General features: G+C 66.7%; 22 protein-coding genes, 1 tRNA gene and 2 pseudogenes. 13 read left to right on the plus strand and 12 right to left on the minus strand.

All coding sequences use genetic code 11. The features are described from left to right. The first annotated feature begins 2 nt into the window (after positions 1-2). Positions 3-1,208 carry an IS1182 family transposase gene (locus VRZ77_RS04970; RefSeq protein WP_414591556.1) on the plus strand — a complete coding sequence of 402 codons (1,206 nt, stop codon included), beginning with the start codon at positions 3-5 and terminating at the stop codon, positions 1,206-1,208. A gap of 64 nt (positions 1,209-1,272) precedes the next feature. On the opposite strand, the pseudogene VRZ77_RS04975 reads toward VRZ77_RS04970, so the two are convergent. The 4 genes and pseudogenes from VRZ77_RS04975 to VRZ77_RS04990 form a co-directional block, all read right to left on the minus strand. After that, a pseudogene (locus VRZ77_RS04975) lies at positions 1,273-1,566 on the minus strand (transposase); the annotation flags it as partial. A gap of 12 nt (positions 1,567-1,578) precedes the next feature. Further along, positions 1,579-1,956 carry an Arm DNA-binding domain-containing protein gene (locus VRZ77_RS04980; RefSeq protein ID WP_414591662.1) on the minus strand — a complete coding sequence of 126 codons (378 nt, stop codon included), beginning with the start codon at positions 1,954-1,956 and terminating at the stop codon, positions 1,579-1,581. A gap of 177 nt (positions 1,957-2,133) precedes the next feature. Further along, positions 2,134-2,210, minus strand: a tRNA-Met gene (locus VRZ77_RS04985). A gap of 118 nt (positions 2,211-2,328) precedes the next feature. Further along, on the minus strand, positions 2,329-2,874 hold the full coding sequence (locus VRZ77_RS04990) for an NUDIX domain-containing protein (RefSeq protein ID WP_414591557.1): 546 nt from the start codon (positions 2,872-2,874) through the stop codon (positions 2,329-2,331). Here VRZ77_RS04990 and VRZ77_RS04995 point away from each other — a divergent pair. Further along, positions 2,857-3,789 carry a metallophosphoesterase family protein gene (locus VRZ77_RS04995; protein ID WP_414591558.1) on the plus strand — a complete coding sequence of 311 codons (933 nt, stop codon included), beginning with the start codon at positions 2,857-2,859 and terminating at the stop codon, positions 3,787-3,789. The two genes, VRZ77_RS04990 and VRZ77_RS04995, sit on opposite strands and share 18 nt — an antisense overlap. Here the strand turns inward: VRZ77_RS04995 and VRZ77_RS05000 are convergent. Further along, positions 3,776-4,387: a hypothetical protein gene (locus tag VRZ77_RS05000; RefSeq protein ID WP_414591559.1), complete on the minus strand. Its 612-nt coding sequence runs from the start codon at positions 4,385-4,387 to the stop codon at positions 3,776-3,778. The genes VRZ77_RS04995 and VRZ77_RS05000 overlap by 14 nt on opposite strands. Before the next feature lie 212 nt (positions 4,388-4,599). Between VRZ77_RS05000 and VRZ77_RS05005 the strand changes: the two genes are divergently transcribed. Next, positions 4,600-5,736, plus strand: a complete 1,137-nt coding sequence (locus tag VRZ77_RS05005) for an alpha-hydroxy acid oxidase (RefSeq protein ID WP_414591560.1) — start codon at positions 4,600-4,602, stop codon at positions 5,734-5,736. 62 nt (positions 5,737-5,798) lie between these two features. On the opposite strand, the gene VRZ77_RS05010 is transcribed toward VRZ77_RS05005, so the two are convergent. From VRZ77_RS05010 to phnF, 4 genes and pseudogenes are all read right to left on the minus strand, one after another. Then, the gene (locus tag VRZ77_RS05010) at positions 5,799-5,939 is read right to left on the minus strand and encodes a hypothetical protein (RefSeq protein WP_414591671.1); all 141 of its coding nucleotides are present in this window, start codon (positions 5,937-5,939) and stop codon (positions 5,799-5,801) included. Between the two features lie 22 nt (positions 5,940-5,961). Then, positions 5,962-6,108: pseudogene (locus tag VRZ77_RS05015) on the minus strand (phosphotransferase-like protein); the annotation flags it as partial. Positions 6,109-6,150: 42 nt separating this feature from the next. Then, the gene (locus tag VRZ77_RS05020) at positions 6,151-6,759 is read right to left on the minus strand and encodes a pyridoxamine 5'-phosphate oxidase family protein (protein WP_414591561.1); all 609 of its coding nucleotides are present in this window, start codon (positions 6,757-6,759) and stop codon (positions 6,151-6,153) included. Between the two features lie 10 nt (positions 6,760-6,769). Next, on the minus strand, positions 6,770-7,534 hold the full coding sequence (phnF, locus tag VRZ77_RS05025) for a phosphonate metabolism transcriptional regulator PhnF (RefSeq protein WP_414591562.1): 765 nt from the start codon (positions 7,532-7,534) through the stop codon (positions 6,770-6,772). A 132-nt stretch (positions 7,535-7,666) separates the two neighbouring features. Here phnF and phnG point away from each other — a divergent pair, with 132 nt between their 5' ends. From phnG to phnN, 8 genes are all read left to right on the plus strand, one after another. Continuing rightward, positions 7,667-8,137 (plus strand): phosphonate C-P lyase system protein PhnG, encoded by a 471-nt coding sequence (gene phnG, locus VRZ77_RS05030; protein ID WP_414591563.1) that lies wholly within the window; start codon positions 7,667-7,669, stop codon positions 8,135-8,137. A 2-nt stretch (positions 8,138-8,139) separates the two neighbouring features. Beyond that, positions 8,140-8,730: a phosphonate C-P lyase system protein PhnH gene (gene phnH / locus VRZ77_RS05035; RefSeq protein ID WP_414591564.1), complete on the plus strand. Its 591-nt coding sequence runs from the start codon at positions 8,140-8,142 to the stop codon at positions 8,728-8,730. Between the two features lie 5 nt (positions 8,731-8,735). After that, positions 8,736-9,821, plus strand: a complete 1,086-nt coding sequence (locus VRZ77_RS05040) for a carbon-phosphorus lyase complex subunit PhnI (protein ID WP_414591565.1) — start codon at positions 8,736-8,738, stop codon at positions 9,819-9,821. Continuing rightward, positions 9,818-10,852, plus strand: coding sequence for an alpha-D-ribose 1-methylphosphonate 5-phosphate C-P-lyase PhnJ (locus VRZ77_RS05045; RefSeq protein ID WP_414591566.1), 1,035 nt, complete (start codon positions 9,818-9,820; stop codon positions 10,850-10,852). The genes VRZ77_RS05040 and VRZ77_RS05045 overlap by 4 nt, the downstream gene beginning before the upstream one ends. Continuing rightward, entirely contained in the window at positions 10,845-11,621 is a 777-nt protein-coding gene (gene phnK / locus VRZ77_RS05050) for a phosphonate C-P lyase system protein PhnK (protein ID WP_414591567.1), read from the plus strand. The genes VRZ77_RS05045 and phnK overlap by 8 nt, the downstream gene beginning before the upstream one ends. Before the next feature lie 121 nt (positions 11,622-11,742). Beyond that, positions 11,743-12,453, plus strand: coding sequence for a phosphonate C-P lyase system protein PhnL (gene phnL / locus VRZ77_RS05055; RefSeq protein ID WP_414591663.1), 711 nt, complete (start codon positions 11,743-11,745; stop codon positions 12,451-12,453). 21 nt (positions 12,454-12,474) lie between these two features. Further along, the gene (locus tag VRZ77_RS05060) at positions 12,475-13,632 is read left to right on the plus strand and encodes an alpha-D-ribose 1-methylphosphonate 5-triphosphate diphosphatase (protein ID WP_414591568.1); all 1,158 of its coding nucleotides are present in this window, start codon (positions 12,475-12,477) and stop codon (positions 13,630-13,632) included. Beyond that, a complete protein-coding gene (gene phnN / locus VRZ77_RS05065) occupies positions 13,629-14,228 on the plus strand; it encodes a phosphonate metabolism protein/1,5-bisphosphokinase (PRPP-forming) PhnN (RefSeq protein WP_414591569.1) in 600 nt (199 codons plus the stop codon). The genes VRZ77_RS05060 and phnN overlap by 4 nt, the downstream gene beginning before the upstream one ends. 59 nt (positions 14,229-14,287) lie before the next feature. On the opposite strand, the gene VRZ77_RS05070 is transcribed toward phnN, so the two are convergent. Further along, positions 14,288-14,563 carry a DUF1153 domain-containing protein gene (locus VRZ77_RS05070; protein WP_241616637.1) on the minus strand — a complete coding sequence of 92 codons (276 nt, stop codon included), beginning with the start codon at positions 14,561-14,563 and terminating at the stop codon, positions 14,288-14,290. A gap of 261 nt (positions 14,564-14,824) precedes the next feature. On the opposite strand from VRZ77_RS05070, the gene mnmA reads away from it, so the two are divergent. Continuing rightward, entirely contained in the window at positions 14,825-16,027 is a 1,203-nt protein-coding gene (gene mnmA, locus VRZ77_RS05075) for a tRNA 2-thiouridine(34) synthase MnmA (protein ID WP_414591570.1), read from the plus strand. A 50-nt stretch (positions 16,028-16,077) separates the two neighbouring features. After that, on the plus strand, positions 16,078-16,761 hold the full coding sequence (locus VRZ77_RS05080) for a class I SAM-dependent methyltransferase (RefSeq protein WP_414591571.1): 684 nt from the start codon (positions 16,078-16,080) through the stop codon (positions 16,759-16,761). Here VRZ77_RS05080 and VRZ77_RS05085 read toward each other — a convergent pair whose 3' ends face one another. After that, a complete protein-coding gene (locus VRZ77_RS05085) occupies positions 16,762-17,823 on the minus strand; it encodes a DUF4062 domain-containing protein (RefSeq protein ID WP_414591572.1) in 1,062 nt (353 codons plus the stop codon). A gap of 64 nt (positions 17,824-17,887) precedes the next feature. Continuing rightward, positions 17,888-18,856, minus strand: coding sequence for a glutathione S-transferase family protein (locus VRZ77_RS05090; protein ID WP_414591573.1), 969 nt, complete (start codon positions 18,854-18,856; stop codon positions 17,888-17,890). Positions 18,857-18,970 lie beyond the last annotated feature (114 nt).

Raw genomic sequence — 18,970 nt, forward strand, 5'->3', positions numbered from 1 at the left:
CATTGGGCAGATCAGTCTTCAGGTGCTCGCGTGGTCGTGTTCAAGAAGGAGATCGATTCACCTCGAGCCGGAAGCTGGAGCGCGAGGCAGGCCGCAACGTCGAACTGATGTGGCTGACCGGCAAGCTGGCACCCGACTTCAAGACGATCGCGGACTTCCGCCATGACAATGCCAGCGCGATCCAGATCGCGTGCCAGCGCTTCGTTGCAATCTGCCGTGCCCTTGGCCTGGTCGGTGGTGGCATGGTCGCGATCGACGGATCACGCCTGCGCGCGGTGAACACGCACGAGAAGAACTACACCAAGGGCAAGCTGGCGCGCCGGAAGGCCCGTGTCGAGGAAAGCATCGCGCGCTATCTCGCCGAGCTTGAGGAGACCGACAGGGCGGAGACCGAATCGGCCACTCCCCGGATCCATCACCTGACCGAGCGACTGGCGTCGCTGCGCGGGCGCCTTGGCGAACTCGAGGCGATCGGCCGGCAGCTGGAAGCCTCCCCCGATGAGCAGATATCGCTGACCGATCCGGATGCCCGCGCCATGGCAACCGGCAGCGATCATCGCGGCGTGGTCGGTTACAATGTTCAGGCGGCCGTCGATACCCGGCACCACATCGTCGTCGCCAATGCGGTGACCAACCGCGGTCACGACCGCTCGCATCTGCTCGAGATGGCCACAGCCGCCCAGGCCGAGACCGGTGCTACTGAGATGATCGCCCTGGCAGATCGTGGATACTATGAGGGCGAGCAGATCCGCGCCTGCGCCGAAGCTGGCATCATCCCGATGGTGCCCAAGCCCAACACATCGCCGGCTCAGGCGCGCGGCTTCTGGGGCAAGGCTATGTTCGTGTATGAGCCGCAGACCGACACCTATCGCTGCCCGGCCGATCAACAGCTGCAGAAACGCTTTGCCCGGGTGAAGGGCGGCAAGCTCATCAGCGTCTACCTCAACCAGAAGGCCTGCCGCGCCTGCCCGTCGCGTCCGCTGTGCACGGCCGGCAAGGAGAAGCGCATCCGACGATGGGAGCACGAAGCGGTGCTCGATGCCATGGAGCGCAGGCTTCAAGCGATGCCCGAAGCCATGGCGGTCCGCCGCTGTACCATCGAGCACGTCTTCGGCACCATCAAGGGCTGGATTGAACCGCCCCGGCTTCACCGGAGGCCATTTGGTTTAAGTCATGCCGCCATGGCTGTCTCACCGAGCATGGCGTAGTAGCGTTCCTCGGCTTCCGCCGGCTGGATGCATGTCTTCGACCGGCGTTGAGCTCCGCCATGGCGAAATAGGCGGATGCCGTGCGCAGGATCTCGTTCGCCTGCCGCAACTCGCGGTTCTCGCGCTCAAGGGCCTTCAGCTTCGCCTACATATCCGTCGTCACGCCGGCCCGCTTGCCGGCATCGACCTCGGCCTTCTTCAGCCACTCATTCAGTGAGGGCGCCGAGCAGCCGATCTTCGCCGCAATCGACACCATCGCCTGCCAGCGCGAAGGGGGTTCAGCCTCGTGATCCAGCGCCATCCGCACCGCCCGGGCACGCACCTCAGGCGAGAACTTGTCCGTCGTCTTGCTCGTCATCGCCCCATCCTCTCAGGAGTGGGGGCCTCCGGCAGAGCCGGGCGGTTTAATGTCCTGGGGTTCGATCTGGGCAACGTGCATTTTTCCAATCTCCGGAAAAACGTCGTTTTCGAAGCTGGAGAGCACCACCGACTCGAATGAAACGATCGTTTTCCCGGCAAGCTTTTTCGCGCCCGGATCGAACCCGTCCCGCAAGATGCGTTTCGCGTCGTCGCGCATCCCTCGTGCGGTTGCCAGGCTCACTTCGGGATATGGGCCAAGAACGAGCGTTCGTTGATTGCCCTCGAAACGGTAAGCGAGATGCCAAGCTTTTAACCCGTTGGGACGGACGACCAGTCTCAGGCCGCCGCCGCTCATTTTTTCCGACAGCCTCCGCGGCCTTGGCCGCACGGCAGGCAATGTCGGCAAGCGGCACGTCGCTTTCCTGTGGTGCGGCCTGCGCTTCGCCGTACCACATCCGCACCACAGGAGGCTGGGACGAATTGGGACGTCAGAATAGCGAGAAGATTGATTTCATCCAACTTCCTCTCTGGTTCGGGACGCATGGGGATGCATCCGAGAGGGTTTTGGTAGCGGGAGAGGGACTTGAACCCCCGACCCCAGGATTATGATTCCCGTGCTCTAACCAGCTGAGCTACCCCGCCACGACGGGCTGGCGCTTCGCGCCGGCACCGCAGAGTGGGCGCGATATAAGGAAGCTGGCCGGGGGGTGTCAAGGCGGGAGTGCAAACCAGGCGCCCGCCATCCCCATCGCGCCGCGCCTCACCAGTAAAGTGCGGCCGGACGGCCCGTGACGACCTCCGCGATGCGCCGCCGCGTCGCGGGCGTGGTGTCGTCGGGCAGTGCGGTCGGCGCGAAAAAGCCGATTTCCAGAATCTCCCGATTCGGAACCTCGGGTTTCCCGGCGCGGAAACGCTCGATGACATAGACCGCCACATGGTCGCGCCGGCCGAGATTGAGGTTGAGCAGCAGCCCGTGCAGGCGCGGCGGCGCCAGAATTTCCACCGCCGCTTCCTCGGCGAGCTCGCGCGCCAGCGCCTCTTGCGCCGCCTCGCCGCGCTCCACCCCGCCGCCCGGCAGATGCCAGCCAGGCACGTAGGAATGGCGCAGCAGCAGCACATCGCCCTTCCCGTCGATCACCAGCGCGCGCACGCCGAGCGTCATGGAACGTCGGAGGCGGCCGAGCGCATGGATGAGGCGCGGTATCAGGCGGCGCGGCAGCAGCGCCCTCGGCCCGAAAGCCGTCGCCGTGCCTTCCACGGGCGGGTTCGGGCTGCTATGGAAGCCCTCGTGTTTGTTCTCGCCCATCTTACCGATGCCCATCTCGGGCCGCTGCCCCGCGCCCGGTTCCGCGAACTGGCCGGCAAGCGGGTCCTCGGCGTGCTGAACTGGCGCCGGGGCCGCCGGCACCGATTCTCCTCCGATACGATCGACCTGCTGCTCGCCGACATCAAGGAGCAGGCGCCCGATCATATCGCGGTGACCGGCGATCTGGTGAATGTCGGCCTGCCGGACGAGTACCACACCGCGCTGCGCTTTCTCGAAGTTCTCGGCACCGGCACCGACGTCACCGTCGTGCCCGGCAATCACGACGCCTATGTGCGCTCCACCGCCCATCACGCCCTGCTGAACTGGGGCGAATATATGCGCGGCGATGGGGCGGGTGGCGACGTCACCGCCGCCCATGCCTTCCCCTTCGTGCGCCGGCGCGGCGACGTGGCGCTGATCGGCGTCTCCACCGCCATTCCCACCCAGCCCTTCATGGCGACCGGCCGGGTCGGACATGCGCAGCTCGAACGCCTCGGCCGCGAGCTCGACGAACTTGGCCAGCAGGGGCTTTTCCGGGTGGTGCTGATCCATCACCCGCCCTGCGGGCAGCGCGCCGCGCACAAGCGGCTTACCGATGCGTCCGCGGTACGTGCCTGCCTCGCCCGCCATGGCGCGGAGCTGGTGATCTGCGGCCATGACCATCGGCCGATGGTGGAGATGCTGCCCGGCCCGAATTCCGGGCTGATCCCGGTGGTGGAGGCGCCGTCCTTCGCAGCGGGGCCGGAAGATCGGCACTGGCCGGGCGGCTATCACCTCTACCGTATCGAGCGTACGCAGGAGGCCGCCTTCCCTTGGCGCTGCACGCTGGAGGCGCGCGGTTTCCGCGCCGGCGGGCTGGAGGTCGCGGCTCGAACGGAGCGGCTGCTGAGCGCGCCTGTGGTCAGCGCACGTTGAGCAGAACGTCGGCCGCGATCATGGCGCAGACGCCAGCGAGCACGCCGCCGATGAAGGCGAAGAGCTTGGCGCGGGCTCGTTTGTCGGGCGCAGGCGCGGCGGCCGGCTGTGGCGCGGGCGGCGTCGCCGGCGGGTGATGCGGCGCCGGGCGAGGGGCGATCTCCGGCTCCGGCGGCCCGCTGGCCGAGATCGCCTGCTCGCGGGCGATGAGCCGGCGGGCGACATAGCGCGTCACCGCGTCGGCGATGTCGTGCGGATTGGTGCTCTCCGCCAGCACGCGCCGGCCCGAGCGGGTGTCCTGAAGGAAGCGGTAGGTGCGCCGGTCGCGCGCAAGCGTGACATGGGCCACCATGTCGACGAACAGGCGTGGGGTCTCGCCCGGCATCAGGCCGCGGTCGAACAGGTCGGCATGTTCGAGCGGCACCTCGGCGAAGATCGGATCGAGGATTTCATTGAGCATGGACAGCCGGGCGAGGCTGGCGTCGCGCAGCTCGACGATCACGCCGGTATGCTCGGCGGCCTCGACCCGCGCGGCGCGGATCGCCTCGCGCAGCGACAGGCCCGGCGTATCGCCACGAGAGTGGCCGGCGTCGTCCATGGTCGTTCGATACCCTGAGCGAGAGGTCGTCGGAAGAGTAACCGTTGCGCTGGCGCCCCGCCAGCCGGATGCGCCACACGTTCCATATTGCTTACACGCGAGGGGTTAACGCCTGTTTACGCTCAGCACCGGTAACAGGTCGCGCCGCGCGGGTTGAGGGGTTATGAAGCCGCATCGTTCTGCGAATTGGCCTTCCGAAGGTGAGCGCGCTCATGTCCAGACGCTACGAGATCCCCGCTGGCGTGGTTTGTGCCGACGATTATGAGCGGGTGGCGCGCGAGCGGCTGAGTGCGCCGGCGCTGGCCTATTATGCCGGCGGGGCGGCGGACGAGCACAGCGTGGCGTGGAACCGGCAGGCGTTCGACCGCCACCGGCTGAAGCCGCGCGTGCTCGGTAGCTTCGACGGCGGTGGCACCGGGCTTACCCTGTTCGGGCAGGACTATGTGCACCCGATCTTCGTCGCGCCCACCGCCCATCATCGCCTTGCCGATCCCGATGGCGAAATCGCGACCGTGGTCGGGGCCGGTGGCGCGAAGGCCGGGATGGTGGTGAGCACCGAGGCCGATATCCGCCTGGAGGAGATCGCGGCGGCGGCCAGGACGCCGCTCTGGTTCCAGCTCTATATCCAGCACGATCGCGGCTTCACGCTGGAGCTGGTGCGCCGCGCCGAGCGCGCCGGCTATGGCGCGCTGGTGGTGACGGTGGATGCCCCTGTTTTCGGCATGCGCAACCGCGAACAGCGCGCCGGCTATCAGCCGCCCAAGCTCTCCGAGCACGCCAATCTCGCCGGGCTGCACACCGCCTATTCCGCCCATGCCGAGCTGGGTGAGAGCATCATGTTCAACGGCCTGCTCGACGTGACGGCGCGCTGGGCGGACATCGCCTGGCTGCGGGCCAATACGCGCCTGCCGATTCTGCTCAAGGGCATCCTCGCGCCGGAAGATGCACGGCTCGCGCTGGAGCACGGCGCGGACGGCCTCATCGTTTCCAATCATGGCGGGCGGGTGCTCGACACCGTGCCGGCGAGCCTCGACGCGCTGCCGGGCGTGGTGCGCGCGGTCGAGGGCAGGGTGCCGGTGCTGATGGATGGCGGCATCCGCCGGGGCACCGATGTGCTCAAGGCGCTGGCGCTCGGTGCGAAGGCGGTGCTGGTCGGCCGCCCGTGCCTCTTTGCGCTCGCCGTCGCCGGGCCGGCCGGGGTGGCGCATCTGCTTCATGTGCTGCGCTGCGAGTTCGAGGTCGCGATGGTGCTGGCGGGCTGCGCGAGGCTGGATCAGATCGGCCCGCATGTACTGTGGGGCGGTGTCGCCCCTCCGACGGTCGACATGACACGTGAACGAAGCGCCTGAGACCTTGCTGGACTATGGCGCGGAGGGGGCTTCTGGAAGGACGACTGTCGCCGGTCCGACCGCTACGCCGCCAGCAGACGCTCCACATTGCTCTCGATGTCGTCGCCGTCCTGCAATTCGAGATCGTAGAGTTTTCCGACGTGAATGGTCTCGAAGTCGTCTCGCGCGCCGCCGTGCGGCCGGTCGCGCGTCTTTCCAGGCAAAATCTCCGCGGCGAGATCGCGCCATGGGCAACACCCTGGAATCGCGCAGATGATCGATGGAGATGTGCCAGAACGGCGCCTCGGTCCGGCTCTGCAAGGCTCGGGCAAGGGTCGACTTGCCGCTGCTCGACGCGCCATGAAGGAAGATGATCCGTGCCATCGTCAGCATCCCACATCCTGCCCGGTCTTCAGGCGAGCGAGACTTGGCGGCTCAGTACAGCGTTTCGCGATAGCGCTGCATCATCTCGGCCTGGGTCTCGGCGGTGGCGAGGCCAAGCTGGTCGCGCAGCATCTCGCCCATGCTCGGCAGGGCGGAGCGCGGCACGAAATGCGCGGCGTCCCAGGCATGGGAGCGCATGAAGGCCTTGGCGCAGTGCAGATAGGCTTCCTCGACGTGGACGCGCAGCACGGTGGCCGGCGGGCGGCCGTCGATGACGAAAAGCTGGCGCAGCGTCTCGTCGTCGCGGATTTCCGCGCGGCCGTTCACCCGTAGCGTCTCGTCGACGCCGGGGATCAGGAACAGCAGGCCGATGGCCGGGTTGGCGATCAGGTTGGTCAGCGTGTCCAACCGGTTGTTGCCCGGCCGGTCCGGGATCAGCAGCGTGGCGTCGTCCTCGACACGGACGAAGCCCGGCGCGTCGCCGCGCGGGGTGACGTCGGCGCGCCCGTCGGCGCCAAAGCTCGCCATCATCACCAGCGGAGACAGCGCGATGACCGAGCGGCAATGCACGTCCAGCGCGGGCAGCACCTTGCGCCGGCTGCGCTCGCGCGGTTCGGGATAGAGGTTGCGGAGCTGGTCGAGGCTGTCGATGCGGGCCATGCGGCGCCTTTCAGTTCTTGATGACGAGTTGCACGCGATCGGCGCAGAAGCGTGCCCGCGTATATTGCAGGGGCCGGCGCTGGGCGTCACCATTGAGGCTGTCGACCACCATGACGGTGCGCCCCGGCGGCAGGCTGAGGTGGCGGCGCTCCTCCTCGTCGGCCGCACGGGCGGTGATGCGGGTTTCCAGCCGGCGATAATCGGCGATGCCGATGGCTTCCAGCGCCCGCGTCACCGAGCCGGTGGCGGCGGCGATCAGGTCGAGATCGCGGCAGCGCTCGGCGTCGTACCAGTGCGTGCCCAGCGTGATCGGCACGCCGTCGGCCTCGCGCACCATGTCGAGCCGCAGCACCTGCGCGCCGGCGGCAAGACGCAGCGCCTGCGCCACTTCGGGGCTGGCCGGCTCAACGCGCGAGCTGATTACCCGCCCACCCGGCGCCCGACCTTCCGAGGAGACGATCTCCGAGAAGCGGGTGCGCGCGGCGATCGGGTAGCGCAGCGGCGGTTCCTTGACGAAGGTGCCGCGTCCCGGCGTCGCCTCGATCAAACCCAGCTCGGCCAGCATGGCGAGCGCGCGGCGCAGGGTGTGGCGGTTCACGCCGAAACGCTCCGCCAGCTCCATTTCAGTCGGCAGGCGTTGGCCCGGCGGCAGGCGGCCTTCCGCGATGTCGGCCTCGATCCGCTCGGCGATCTGCTTCCACAGCGCGACCCCGGTGCCGCGCGCGACATCCTCCGATTCCAGAGGCGGCATCAGGCTTGTCGGAAGGTCCGTCATGGGCGTGTCGTCGGAGGGGCTCATTGTTTTTGCGCCGGATCGGTGAAGGGCTATTGCCTGTTTGTATAGATGATTATACAAATTCGTCGAACAAGTAAATCACCCAGCGCTTTCCTGACCGGCGGAATTTCGATGCAGAGTTCTCCACAATCCAGCGGCGGCAAGGATTTGCCGGGGCGGCAGGCGGTGATGGCGCTGCTTGCCCGTGCCGACATCGGCGAATTGCAGGCGGCTCTGGAACGTCTTTCGCCGGTTCCAGCCGCCACCGATCTGCGTCCGGCGGAAGCCGGGCTGGTGATGCTGCGGGCCCGCACCGGGGGCGATGGCGCGCCGTTCAATCTCGGTGAGGCCAGCGTCGCCCGCGCGGCGGTGCGGCTCGATGGCGGCGCGGAAGGCTTCTGCTACCGGCTCGGCCGCGACATCGCCGCCGCCCGCGCCGCGGCGATCCTCGATGCGCTGTGGCAGGACCCCGCGCGCCGCCCTGGCGTGGAAGGCGCGCTCGCTCAGGTCCGTCAGCGCCTTGCCGGGGAGGCGGAGACGGTGCGCGCCGAGACGGCGGCGACGAAGGTTGAGTTCTTCACGCTCGTGCGCGGGGAGGATTGAGCATGGCGGGCCTCGCTCTCGGCTTTGTCGATCCGGTGTTTGATTCTCAAGGCGTTTTCCGCGCCGCCATGTGGGCGCTCGCCCGCCCCGGCCGGCCGGAGCCGCTGGCGGTGACGCTGGATCCGCCCGCGCCGCTCTCGCCCGAGGCAGCGGCGCTCCTGCTGGCGCTGTGCGATTTCGAGACGCCGATCTGGCTCGACGCGCCCGCTGCGAGCGCACCCCAGGTGGCGCATTTCCTGCGCTTCCACACCGGCGCACGGATCGTCGCCGATCCCGCCGGGGCACGCTTCGCGCTGATCACGGACCCGGCGCGGATGCCCGATTTCGTCGGGTTCGCGCAGGGAACGCTCGAATATCCAGACGCTTCCGCGACGCTGGTGGTGCAGGTGAACGGCTTTGCCTCCTCCGGCCTCGTGCTGGAAGGGCCGGGAGTTAAGGGCGCGCGGGGCTTTGGTGCCGACCCGCTGCCCGTCGATTTCAGCGCGCGTCTGGCGGCGAACCGGGCCGGCTTTCCGCTGGGCGTCGACCTGCTGCTGGTCGGGGCAGGGCATGTTGCCGGCCTGCCGCGTTCGGTCATGGTTCGGGAGGGCTAGGCGCCATGTATGTCGCGGCTAAAGGTGGCGAGCGGGCGATCCGCAATGCTCATGCCCTGCTGGCGAAACGCCGGCGCGGAAACCGGGCGCTGCCTGCGCTCACGCTGGATCAGATCGCGCAACAGCTCAGTCTCGCGGTCGACCGGGTAATGGCGGAGGGCTCGCTCTATGACGTTGAATTGGCGAGCCTTTCGGTCAAGCAGGCGCGCGGCGACCTGATCGAGGCGATCTTCCTGATCCGCGCGTTCCGCACCACCTTGCCGCGCTTTGGTGCCTCGCAACCGGTCGATACCGCTGCCATGCTGGTGCGCCGGCGGGTGTCGGCGACCTATAAGGACCTGCCGGGCGGGCAACTTCTCGGGCCGACCTTCGATTATACGCACCGGTTGCTGGATACCTCTCTCGTCGGCGATATCGGCGCGCCGACGGCGGAAATCGGCGGCGCCGAGCCGGCGGACATGCCGCGCGTGACCGACCTGCTCGGCGAGGAGGGGTTGATCGAGAGCGCGCCCGCCGATGACGGCGCGGAACCCTTCGACATCACCCGCGCGCCGGTGACGTTCCCGGTCGACCGGCCGACGCGGCTGCAGACCCTGGCGCGTGGCGACGAGGGGTATCTGCTCGCGCTCGGCTACTCCACGCAGCGCGGCTATGCGCGCTCGCACCCCTTCGTCGGTGAAATCCGCGTGGGCGATGTCGAGGTGAGCCTGTTCGTCGAGGAGCTGGGCTTCGAGGTGTCGCTGGGGACGGTGCAGGTCACCGAGTGCCAGATGGTCAACCAGTTCAAGGGCAGCGCCGAAGTGCCGCCGCAGTTCACCCGCGGCTATGGCCTCGTCTTCGGCCAGAGCGAGCGCAAGGCGATGGCGATGGCGCTGGTGGAGCGGGCGCTGCGCTGGAAGGAACTGGGCGAGGAGCCGGGCAGCCCGGCGCAGGACGAGGAATTCGTGCTCTCCCACTGCGACAACGTACAGGCGACCGGCTTCGTCGAGCACCTGAAGCTGCCGCACTACGTCGATTTCCAGGCCGAGCTGGACCTTGTGCGGCGCATGCGTGCCGAACATGAGGCCGAACTCAAGGAGGCGGCAGAATGACTACCGCAACGCTCGGGGGCATGCCCGCCATCACCTACAACTTCGCCTATCTCGACGAGCAGACCAAGCGGATGATCCGCCGCGGGATCCTCAAAGCGATCGCGGTTCCCGGCTATCAGGTGCCGTTCGCCGCGCGCGAAATGCCGATGCCCTATGGCTGGGGAACGGGGGGCGTGCAGGTTACCGCCGCCGTGCTCGGGCCGGATGATGTGCTGAAAGTGATCGACCAGGGCGCGGACGACACCACCAATGCGGTGGCGATCCGCGGCTTCTTCGAGAAGACCGCCGGGGTGGCGACCACTACCGCGACCACGGAGGCGACCGTGATCCAGACCCGCCACCGCATCCCCGAGACGCCGCTCGGGGAAGACCAGATCCTGGTCTATCAGGTGCCGATCCCCGAGCCGCTGCGCTTTCTGGAGCCGCGCGAGATCGAGACGCGCCAGCTTCACGCGCTCGAAGAATACGGGCTGATGCATGTGAAGCTCTATGAGGACATCGCCCGCCACGGCCACATCGCCACCACCTACGCCTATCCGGTCGAGGTGGCGGGGCGCTATGTGATGGACCCCTCGCCGATCCCGAAATTCGACAACCCGAAGATGGACGACTGCCCGGCGCTCCAGCTTTTCGGCGCCGGCCGCGAGAAGCGGATCTACGCGATCCCGCCGCATACCCGCGTGCGCTCGCTGGATTTCGAGGACCACCCGTTCGAGGTGCAGCGCTTCGCGCAGCCTTGCGCGCTGTGCGCGGCGCGGGGCGTGTATCTCGATGAGGTGATCCTCGATGATCGCGGCGGGCGGATGTTCGTGTGTTCAGACACCGATTATTGCGAAAGCCGGCAGGCCGCGGGGCATCGCGGCGAGATGGCGCCGCCGGATGCGGCCTTGCCCCAACCCGTTTCCCCACGGGGCGAGGATGCCTCGCGCATTCACCGCGATGATGCGTCTTCCGACCTCTCCGCGTCCGCGAGAGGCCGCCCCGCCGGGGCGGATGCAGGGGCGGGCGGCACGGAGGCTGGCCATGACTGAACAGCCCCTGCTGATCGCCGAGACGCTCGGCAAGAATTACGGCGCGCGCATCGGCTGCCGCGACGTGGCGCTGGAGGTCTATCCCGGCGAAGTGCTGGCGGTGGTCGGGGAATCCGGCTCGGGCAAGTCCACCCTGCTCGGCCTGCTTTCCACCGAGCTGGAGCCGAGCGCGGGGCGCGTCTCCTACCGACTGCGCGACGGCAGCCTGCGCGATCTGGCGACGCTCGGCGCGGCGGAACGCCGGCTGCTGATGCGCACCGACTGGGGCTTTGTGCGGCAGAACCCGGCGGATGGCTTGCGCATGGCGGTCTCGGCCGGCGGCAATGTCGGCGAGCGGCTGATGGCGGTGGGGCGCCGCCATTATGGCGACATCCGCACGGAAGCGCTGGACTGGCTCGGCCGCGTGGAAATCGCGGCGGACCGGATCGACGACGACCCGCGCAGCTTTTCCGGCGGCATGCGCCAGCGCCTGCAGATCGCGCGCAATCTGGTGACGCGCCCGCGCCTCGTCTTCATGGACGAGCCGACCGGGGGGCTCGACGTCTCGGTGCAGGCGCGGCTGCTCGACCTCGTGCGCTCGCTGGTGTCGGAACTGGGGCTGGCGGTGATCATCGTCACCCACGACCTCGCCGTGGCGCGGCTGCTGTCGCACCGCATGGTGGTGATGCGGCAGGGGCGGGTGATCGAGACCGGGCTGACCGACCAGGTGCTCGACGACCCGCGCGAGCCCTATACGCAACTGCTGGTGTCCTCGGTGCTGGCGGCGTGAGGGGGATGGAATGACGACGACGGACAACGCCTCTCACCCCGGCTCTCTCGCCGTCGAGCAGAGGGGACCGGAGGAACGCATGGCCTCGGCCAGCCAGAGCGAGGTCACCCCGCAGGGGCGAATGAGGGGGGAGGGGGCCCTGCTTTCCGTCTCCGGCCTCTCCAAGACCTTCATGCTGCATCTGCGCGAGGGGGCGCGGCTGCCGGTGGTCTCCGGCGCGACGTTCGAGCTTTTCCCCGGCGAATGCGTGGCGCTGGGCGGGCCTTCGGGCGCGGGCAAAAGTTCGCTGCTGAAGATGATCTACGGCAATTACCGCGTGGATGCCGGGGCCATTCTCGTGCGTGACGGCGACGAGACCGTCGATGTCGCCAGCGCCGCGCCGCGCCGGCTGATCCGGCTGCGGGCCGGCACGATCGGCTATGTCAGCCAGTTCCTGCGCGTGATCCCGCGCGTGAGTGCGCTCGATGTGGTGGCCGAGCCGCTGGCCGGCGACGGCGCGCCCCGCGAGGAAGCGCGCGCCCGCGCCGCCGAGCTGCTGGCGCGGCTCAACCTGCCGGAGCGGCTGTGGGGCCTGCCGCCGGCCACCTTCTCCGGCGGCGAGCAGCAGCGCGTGAACATCGCGCGTGGGCTGATTGCCCATCGCCCGCTGCTGCTGATGGACGAGCCGACCGCCTCGCTGGACGCCGCCAACCGGGCGGTGGTGATCGGGCTGATCGAGGAAAAGAAGCGGGCCGGGGTCGGCATTCTCGGCATCTTCCACGACGCGGAAGTGCGCGAGGCGGTGTGCAGCCGGGTGATCGACGTGACGGAATTCGGCCGGCAGGCGGCGTGACATGTGCGGCGTGAGGATGTGATGAACGAGACGATGGGTGAGACCGTGCTGGGCAATGCCCGGCTGGTGCTGCCGGACGAGGTGCGGGTCGGCCATGTGGTGCTGCGCGACGGGGTGATCGCGGAGATCGGCGGGGGAGCGCTGCCGCGCGGCGCGATCGACCTAGAAGGCGATTACCTGATGCCCGGCCTCGTCGAACTGCACACCGACGCGGTGGAGGGCCATCTCTATCCGCGCCCGCGCGTGGCCTGGAACGCGATGGCCGCCGTGACCGCCTATGACGCGCAGATCGCCAGCGCCGGCATCACCACCGTGTTCGACTCTCTGCGCGTGTGGCCGGACAAGCGCGCGGTGGGCATGGAAGGCGACGCGCCGCTGCTGATGCGCACGCTGCGCGAGGCGGGCCTCGCAGGCATGCTGCGCGCCGAGCACCATGTGCACCTGCGCTGCGAGGTCGCCGCCGAGGGCGTGGTGGAGGACGCGCAGGCGCTGATGGAAGAGGCCGATGTGCGGCTTATCTCGCTGATGGACCACACGCCGGGCCAGCGCCAGTTCCTCACCCAGGAGCATTTCCGCAATTACTACATGAAGAAAAGCGGCATCACCGCAGCCGAGATGGACGTGATCGTCGAGAAGCGGCTGGAGGCGCATCGCCTGCATGCGCGTCCGAACCGTCAGGCGCTGGTGGCGCTGGCCCATGAGCGCGCCATCGTGCTGGCGAGCCATGACGACGCTACCGGCGTCCATGTCGAGGAGGCGCTGGAGGACGGGGTCGCCATCGCCGAATTCCCGACCACCACCGAGGCGGCGGCGGGCTCGCACCAGGCCGGCATTCAGGTGCTGATGGGCGCGCCCAATCTGGTGCGCGGCGGCTCGCATGCCGGCAACATCGCGGCCGAGAGCCTCGCCCGCGCCGGGACGCTCGACATATTGTCGTCGGACTATGTGCCCGGCAGCCTGCTGCTCGCCGCCTTCGACCTGCCGCGCCGGGTCGAGGGCATCGATCTTGCCGCCGCCACGCGGCTGGTGAGCGCCAATCCGGCGCGCGCGGCCGGCATGAACGATCGCGGCCGGATCGCCCCCGGATTGCGCGCGGACCTGATAAGGGTGGCGCTGGCAGGCGGCGGCGAGGTGCCGGTGGTGCGGATGGTGTGGCGCGAAGGCGAGCGGGTGGCGTGAGCGGGGACGAACTGCGGGAAGGCACCGCCGGGGGCACCGGCTGTTCCGGCGCGGGGCTCTTGGTGTTCGTGGTCGGCCCCTCGGGGGCGGGCAAGGACACGCTGCTGTCCTATGCGCGGCAGCGGCTGGCGGAGCGCGGGGATATCGTGTTCGCGCGCCGGCGTATCACCCGCGCGAGCGACCATACCGAGGATCATCTCAGCCTCGACGGCGACACCTTCGAGCGCGGCGTCGCGGAGGGGCGCTTCCCGCTGTACTGGCGCGCCAACGGGCTCGGCTACGCGCTGGGCGAGGACGTCGCCGCGGGAATTGCGAATGGAAACGTGGTGGTGGCCAACGGCTCGCGCGCGGCGGTGGCGCTGGCCCGTCATCTGTTCGCGCGCGTCAAGGTGGTGCTGGTCACCGCGCCGCCGGAAGTGCTCGCCGCCCGCATCAGCGCGCGCGGGCGCGAGGGCGGGGAGGCGGCGGCGCAGCGGCTCGCCCGCGAGCCGAGGATCGACATCCCGCCCGACCTCATCCTCATCAATGATGGCGGCGTCGAACAGGCGGGCGAGCGGCTGACGGCCTTTCTGCGCGGCCTCGGCGCCGAAGGCTGAACACGCAAATGGCCGGGCAGGCCCGGCCATCTCTGCATTTCAAAGATCTGCGGCAAAAATTACTGCCGGTACTGCTGAATGCGGGTGGTGCGCAGGCCGGCGAGGCCGTGGCGGTCGATCGAGGCCTGCCAGGACAGGAATTCCTCGGTGGTCAGCGTATAGCGCTTGCAGGCCTCCTCAAGGCTGAGGAGACCGCCGCGGACGGCGGCGACGACTTCCGCCTTGCGACGGATGACCCACCGCCTGGTGTTGGGCGGGGGCAAATCGGCAATGGTTAACGGACTTCCGTCCGGCCCGATTACGTATTTCACCCTCGGGCGATAGGGTTCGCTCATGGTACGCTCACTAAAAACACCCAATCAATGCTGGTAGCATAGACAGGCAGCCTTAAATATTTTCCTAAGCGAATCACGAGCGCTTGAGTATCTGCTTCGTAAGTGCTTCGTTAATAGTGTTGAAACGCTTTGTTTACGTTTCGCGCATGGCCTCGATGCGCGGCGCGCGCGGCCGGCGGCATGCGGGGCCGCGTATTGGGGTTCATAGAAGCGCCCGGCTCCTCTATATAGAGCCTTCCGTGCCCCGAACCCGCAGCAGCGATGATCCGTCTCGACGACACCTCCCGCGCCCCCAGCCAGACCCGCGTCGTCGTTGCGATGTCCGGCGGCGTGGATTCGTCCGTGGTCGCCGCGCTTTATGCGCAGGCCGGCTATGACGTGCTCGGCGTCACGCTCCAGCTCTATGATCACGGCGAGGCGATGCACCACCGCCCGGGCGCGTGCTGCGCGGGGCAGGACATCTATGACGCGCGCACCGTCGCCGAGAAGCTGGGCATTCCCCATTACGTGCTCGACTATGAAAGCCGGTTCCGCCACGCGGTGATCGAGCGCTTCGCCGATGCCTATGCCAGCGGCGAGACGCCGATCCCCTGCGTGGACTGCAACCGCACGGTGAAGTTCCGCGACCTGCTGGAGACCGCGCGCGACCTCGGCGCCGATATTCTCGCCACCGGCCATTACGTGACCAGCCGCGCGCTGCCGGAGGGCGGGCGCGCGCTGTTCCGCCCGCAGGATGAGAGCCGCGACCAGAGCTATTTCCTCTACGCCACCACCCAGGCGCAGATCGACATGCTGCGCTTTCCGCTCGGCGAGACCACCAAGCCGGAAGTGCGCGCGCTGGCGGAAGGCTTCGGGCTGAAGGTCGCCGACAAGCCGGACAGCCAGGACATCTGCTTCGTGCCCACCGGCCGCTACACCGACATCGTGGAGAAGCTGCGCCCCGAGGCCGCCGAGCCGGGCGACATCGCCCATATCGACGGGCGGGTGCTCGGCCGGCACAACGGCGTGATGCGCTACACCATCGGCCAGCGCAAGGGGCTCGGCATTTCCAGCGCCGAGCCGCTCTATGTGGTCGGCATCGAGGCCGCCACGCGCCGGGTGCTGGTCGGCCCGCGCAGCGCGCTCGGCGTCGCGGTGGTGCCGGTCGACGAGGTGAACTGGCTCGGCGACGAGCCGCTCGACGCGGCGCTGGCGAACGAGCGCGAGATTTTCGTCAAGGTCCGCTCCACCCGCGCGCCGGTGCCCGGCCATCTGGCGCGGGCGGCGGACGGCTCGGTGACGGTGCATCTTCACATGGCGGAGGAAGGCGTGGCGCCCGGGCAGGCCTGCGTGTTCTATGAGGATGGCGGGCCCGCCGCGCGGCTGCTGGGCGGGGGCGCCATCCGCCGCGCCCGCCCGTCCTTCACGCAGGTGACACGCGGTGCGGCGATGGTGACGGATGCGCCGCGGGCGCGAGTCGGGTAGCGCTGCGGGGTGCAATCCCGCCACGCGGGACTTAGGGGAGAACGACGACGATGAGCACCGATCTCGACCGCAGCACCGTGGAAGAAGCCTATGCCAAATGGGCGCCGATCTACGACGTGGTTTTCGGGGCGGTGTTCGAGGCGGGCCGCAAGGTGGCTATCCAGGCGGCCGAGCGCATCGGCGGGCGCATCCTCGAATTCGGCGTCGGCACCGGCATCGCGCTGCCCAATTACCGCCGGACCAACCGTCTGGTCGGCGTCGACATCTCCGAACCCATGCTCCAGAAGGCGCGCGAGCGGGTGCAGAAGGAAAAGCTCGACCATGTCGAGGGCCTGTGCCTGATGGACGGCGCCCATATGGGCTTCGCGGACGAGAGCTTCGATGTGGTGATCGCGCAGTTCGTCATCACCGTGGTGCCGCACCCGGAAGCGACGCTGGACGAGATGGCCCGCGTGCTGAAGCCCGGCGGCGAGATCATCCTCGTGAACCATCTCGGCGCCGAGGACGGCCCGCGCGCGGTGTTCGAGAAATGGTTCGCCCGCCGCGCCCGAAAGCTGGGCTGGCGCCCGGAATTCCAGTTCGCCCGCCTGCGCAACTGGGCGGTGAAGAACGGCACGGTGGATGTGCCGGTGGCGAAGAATGTCGGGCTCGGCATGTACACCATGGTGCGCTTCAGGAAGCGCAGCGCGGCGGAGATGGCCGGGGCGGAAGAGGGCGTCGCGCTGGCGGGGTGACTACGAAAATAGATTTTCGTGCTGAGGTTTGGCGGCGGGGCTTGGTTTTTTCTGCGCTAGGAGCCCAACCAAGTGTCTTTCCCCTCTTTCGGTAAGTCTCCAGTAGTTAGCTCGATCGCTCACTGCCCTTTTTCTTGTACCTTTTTCTATTAGTCCAAGCGCTCTAAACTGAACTATGACGCTTCCAAATGTCTCATCCGTTATATCATAGTTGTATATATCATTTTTAATTTCAATCATTTCTTTTGACCATCCTATAAATCGTGAAATGGTTAATCTTATTTCGTTCTCTGTCGTTTCGGTAAGTAATTTGTGACCAATTTCTCGAAATATGGTATCCCAAGTCAAGGTCGAAGACCAATTTTTATTTTCCATGTTTCTTTTGTGGCCTGCAGAACCTATTATTCTAGCGTGCCCATGAATGATCAGAGTGTCTGATCCTCCTGATAATTCATCTATATTTTCATATGAATTGTTTGATGAATTTAATTTATCTTTGAGATTTGAATTTTCTTTTGTAAGATTATTTATCTGCTCAAGTAATTCTAGATTGGACGATCCTTCATTTCGTATCCACCCTGGCCTTGGATTTACTTTTATCGCTCTGGATAAGCTTCTAGAGACATGTCCGCCTAATTCCTGTGGATGGGTCCATTTCTTTACTGGGTATTCCGTTAATATTCTATCTTTAAAATTGTATAATTGCTTTCTGCTGGAGTCATCACTTTCTGTTTTTGATGATATTATATTTTCTGGCTCGCCATGAATAAAGCAAAGTACAGGAATCTGTAGTTTTTTGGCGTAGTTGTATTCCTTTTCAGTGTAGCTAATTCCTTCGGGTGTTATTGAACCGTAACGGCCTCCGACAATGAGTACGTAATAGTCGCATTCATCTATTACTTTTTGAATGACTTCCCACTGCGATTCGTTTTTGGCCACAAACGCTTCCATTCCAGTGGGTATACAGTCGAGTTCCCAAATCGCCTGAATGACTTCGGCTCTCTCCTCTTTAAGATCGGTGAAGGTTGAGCTTACGAATACTTGATATCGAACGAATTGCATGGCAGGATCTACCTCGAGTACTGTCTCGCTGCTCTTCTTAGGAAAACACAGTAGACATACTCCGTCACCCCCACGCCAACTCCGGCCCCACCGGCACGATCCCCGTCGGGTTGATCGTCTTGTGGCTCTCGTAATAGTGGCGCTTGATGTGGGTGAGGTTCACCGTCTCCTTCACACCCTCGACATGGTAGAGCGCGCGCAGGTAGCGGGTGAGGTTGGGGTAGTCGGCGATGCGGCGGATGTTGCATTTGAAGTGGCCGACATAGACCGGATCGAACCGGATCAGCGTCGTGAACAGCCGCCAGTCGGCTTCCGTCAGCGTGTCGCCCATCAGATAAGGCTGGTCTGACAGCCGCGCCTCCAGCTCGTCCAGCATGGCGAACAGGGCGGTCACGGCTTCCTCATAGGCGTCCTGCGCAGTGGCAAAGCCCGCCTTGTAGACGCCGTTGTTCACGCGGTCATAGACCTTGGCGTTGATCGCATCGATCTCCTCGCGCAGCGCCGGCGGGTAATAGTCGTGGCGGTCGGGCGTGAGGGCGTCGAAGGCCGAGTTGAACATGCGGATGATCTCCGCCGATTCATTGTTCACGATGGTGCCGCGCTCCTTGTCCCACAGCACCGGCACGGTGACGCGGCCGGAATAATGCGGGTCGGCGGCGAGATACACCTCATAGAGCCGCTGCTTGCCCAGCACCTCGTCGCGGGTGGCGCCGGGGGAGGGGATGGCGGCGTGGTCGGCGAACACCCAGCCCTCCTCGCCCATATGCGGATCCACCACCGAGACCGAGATGACGTCCTCCAGCTTCTTGAGCTTGCGGAAGATCAGCGTGCGGTGCGCCCAGGGGCAGGCATAGGAAACATAGAGGTGGTAGCGCCCGGCCTGCGCGGCAAAGCCGCCCTCGCCGGTGGGGCCGGCGGCGCCGTCCGCCGTCACCCAGTTGCGGAAGCGGGTGACGGTGCGCTGGAAGCGCCCGCCCGTGCTCGACGTGTCGTACCATTTGTCGGCCCATGCGCCGTCGACCAGCAGTCCCATCGCGATGTCTCCTCTTGTAAGAGGAGACTAGTGCGGACGGCGCCGGATTTCCCGGGGAAATCGCGGGCATCGGCGCAGAAGCGCGCGTGCCGCGATGCCCGCGCTTGCCAGTGC

It is taken from the genome of Ancylobacter sp. G4_0304 (genome assembly GCF_047501495.1).
GTDB lineage: Bacteria > Pseudomonadota > Alphaproteobacteria > Rhizobiales > Xanthobacteraceae > Ancylobacter.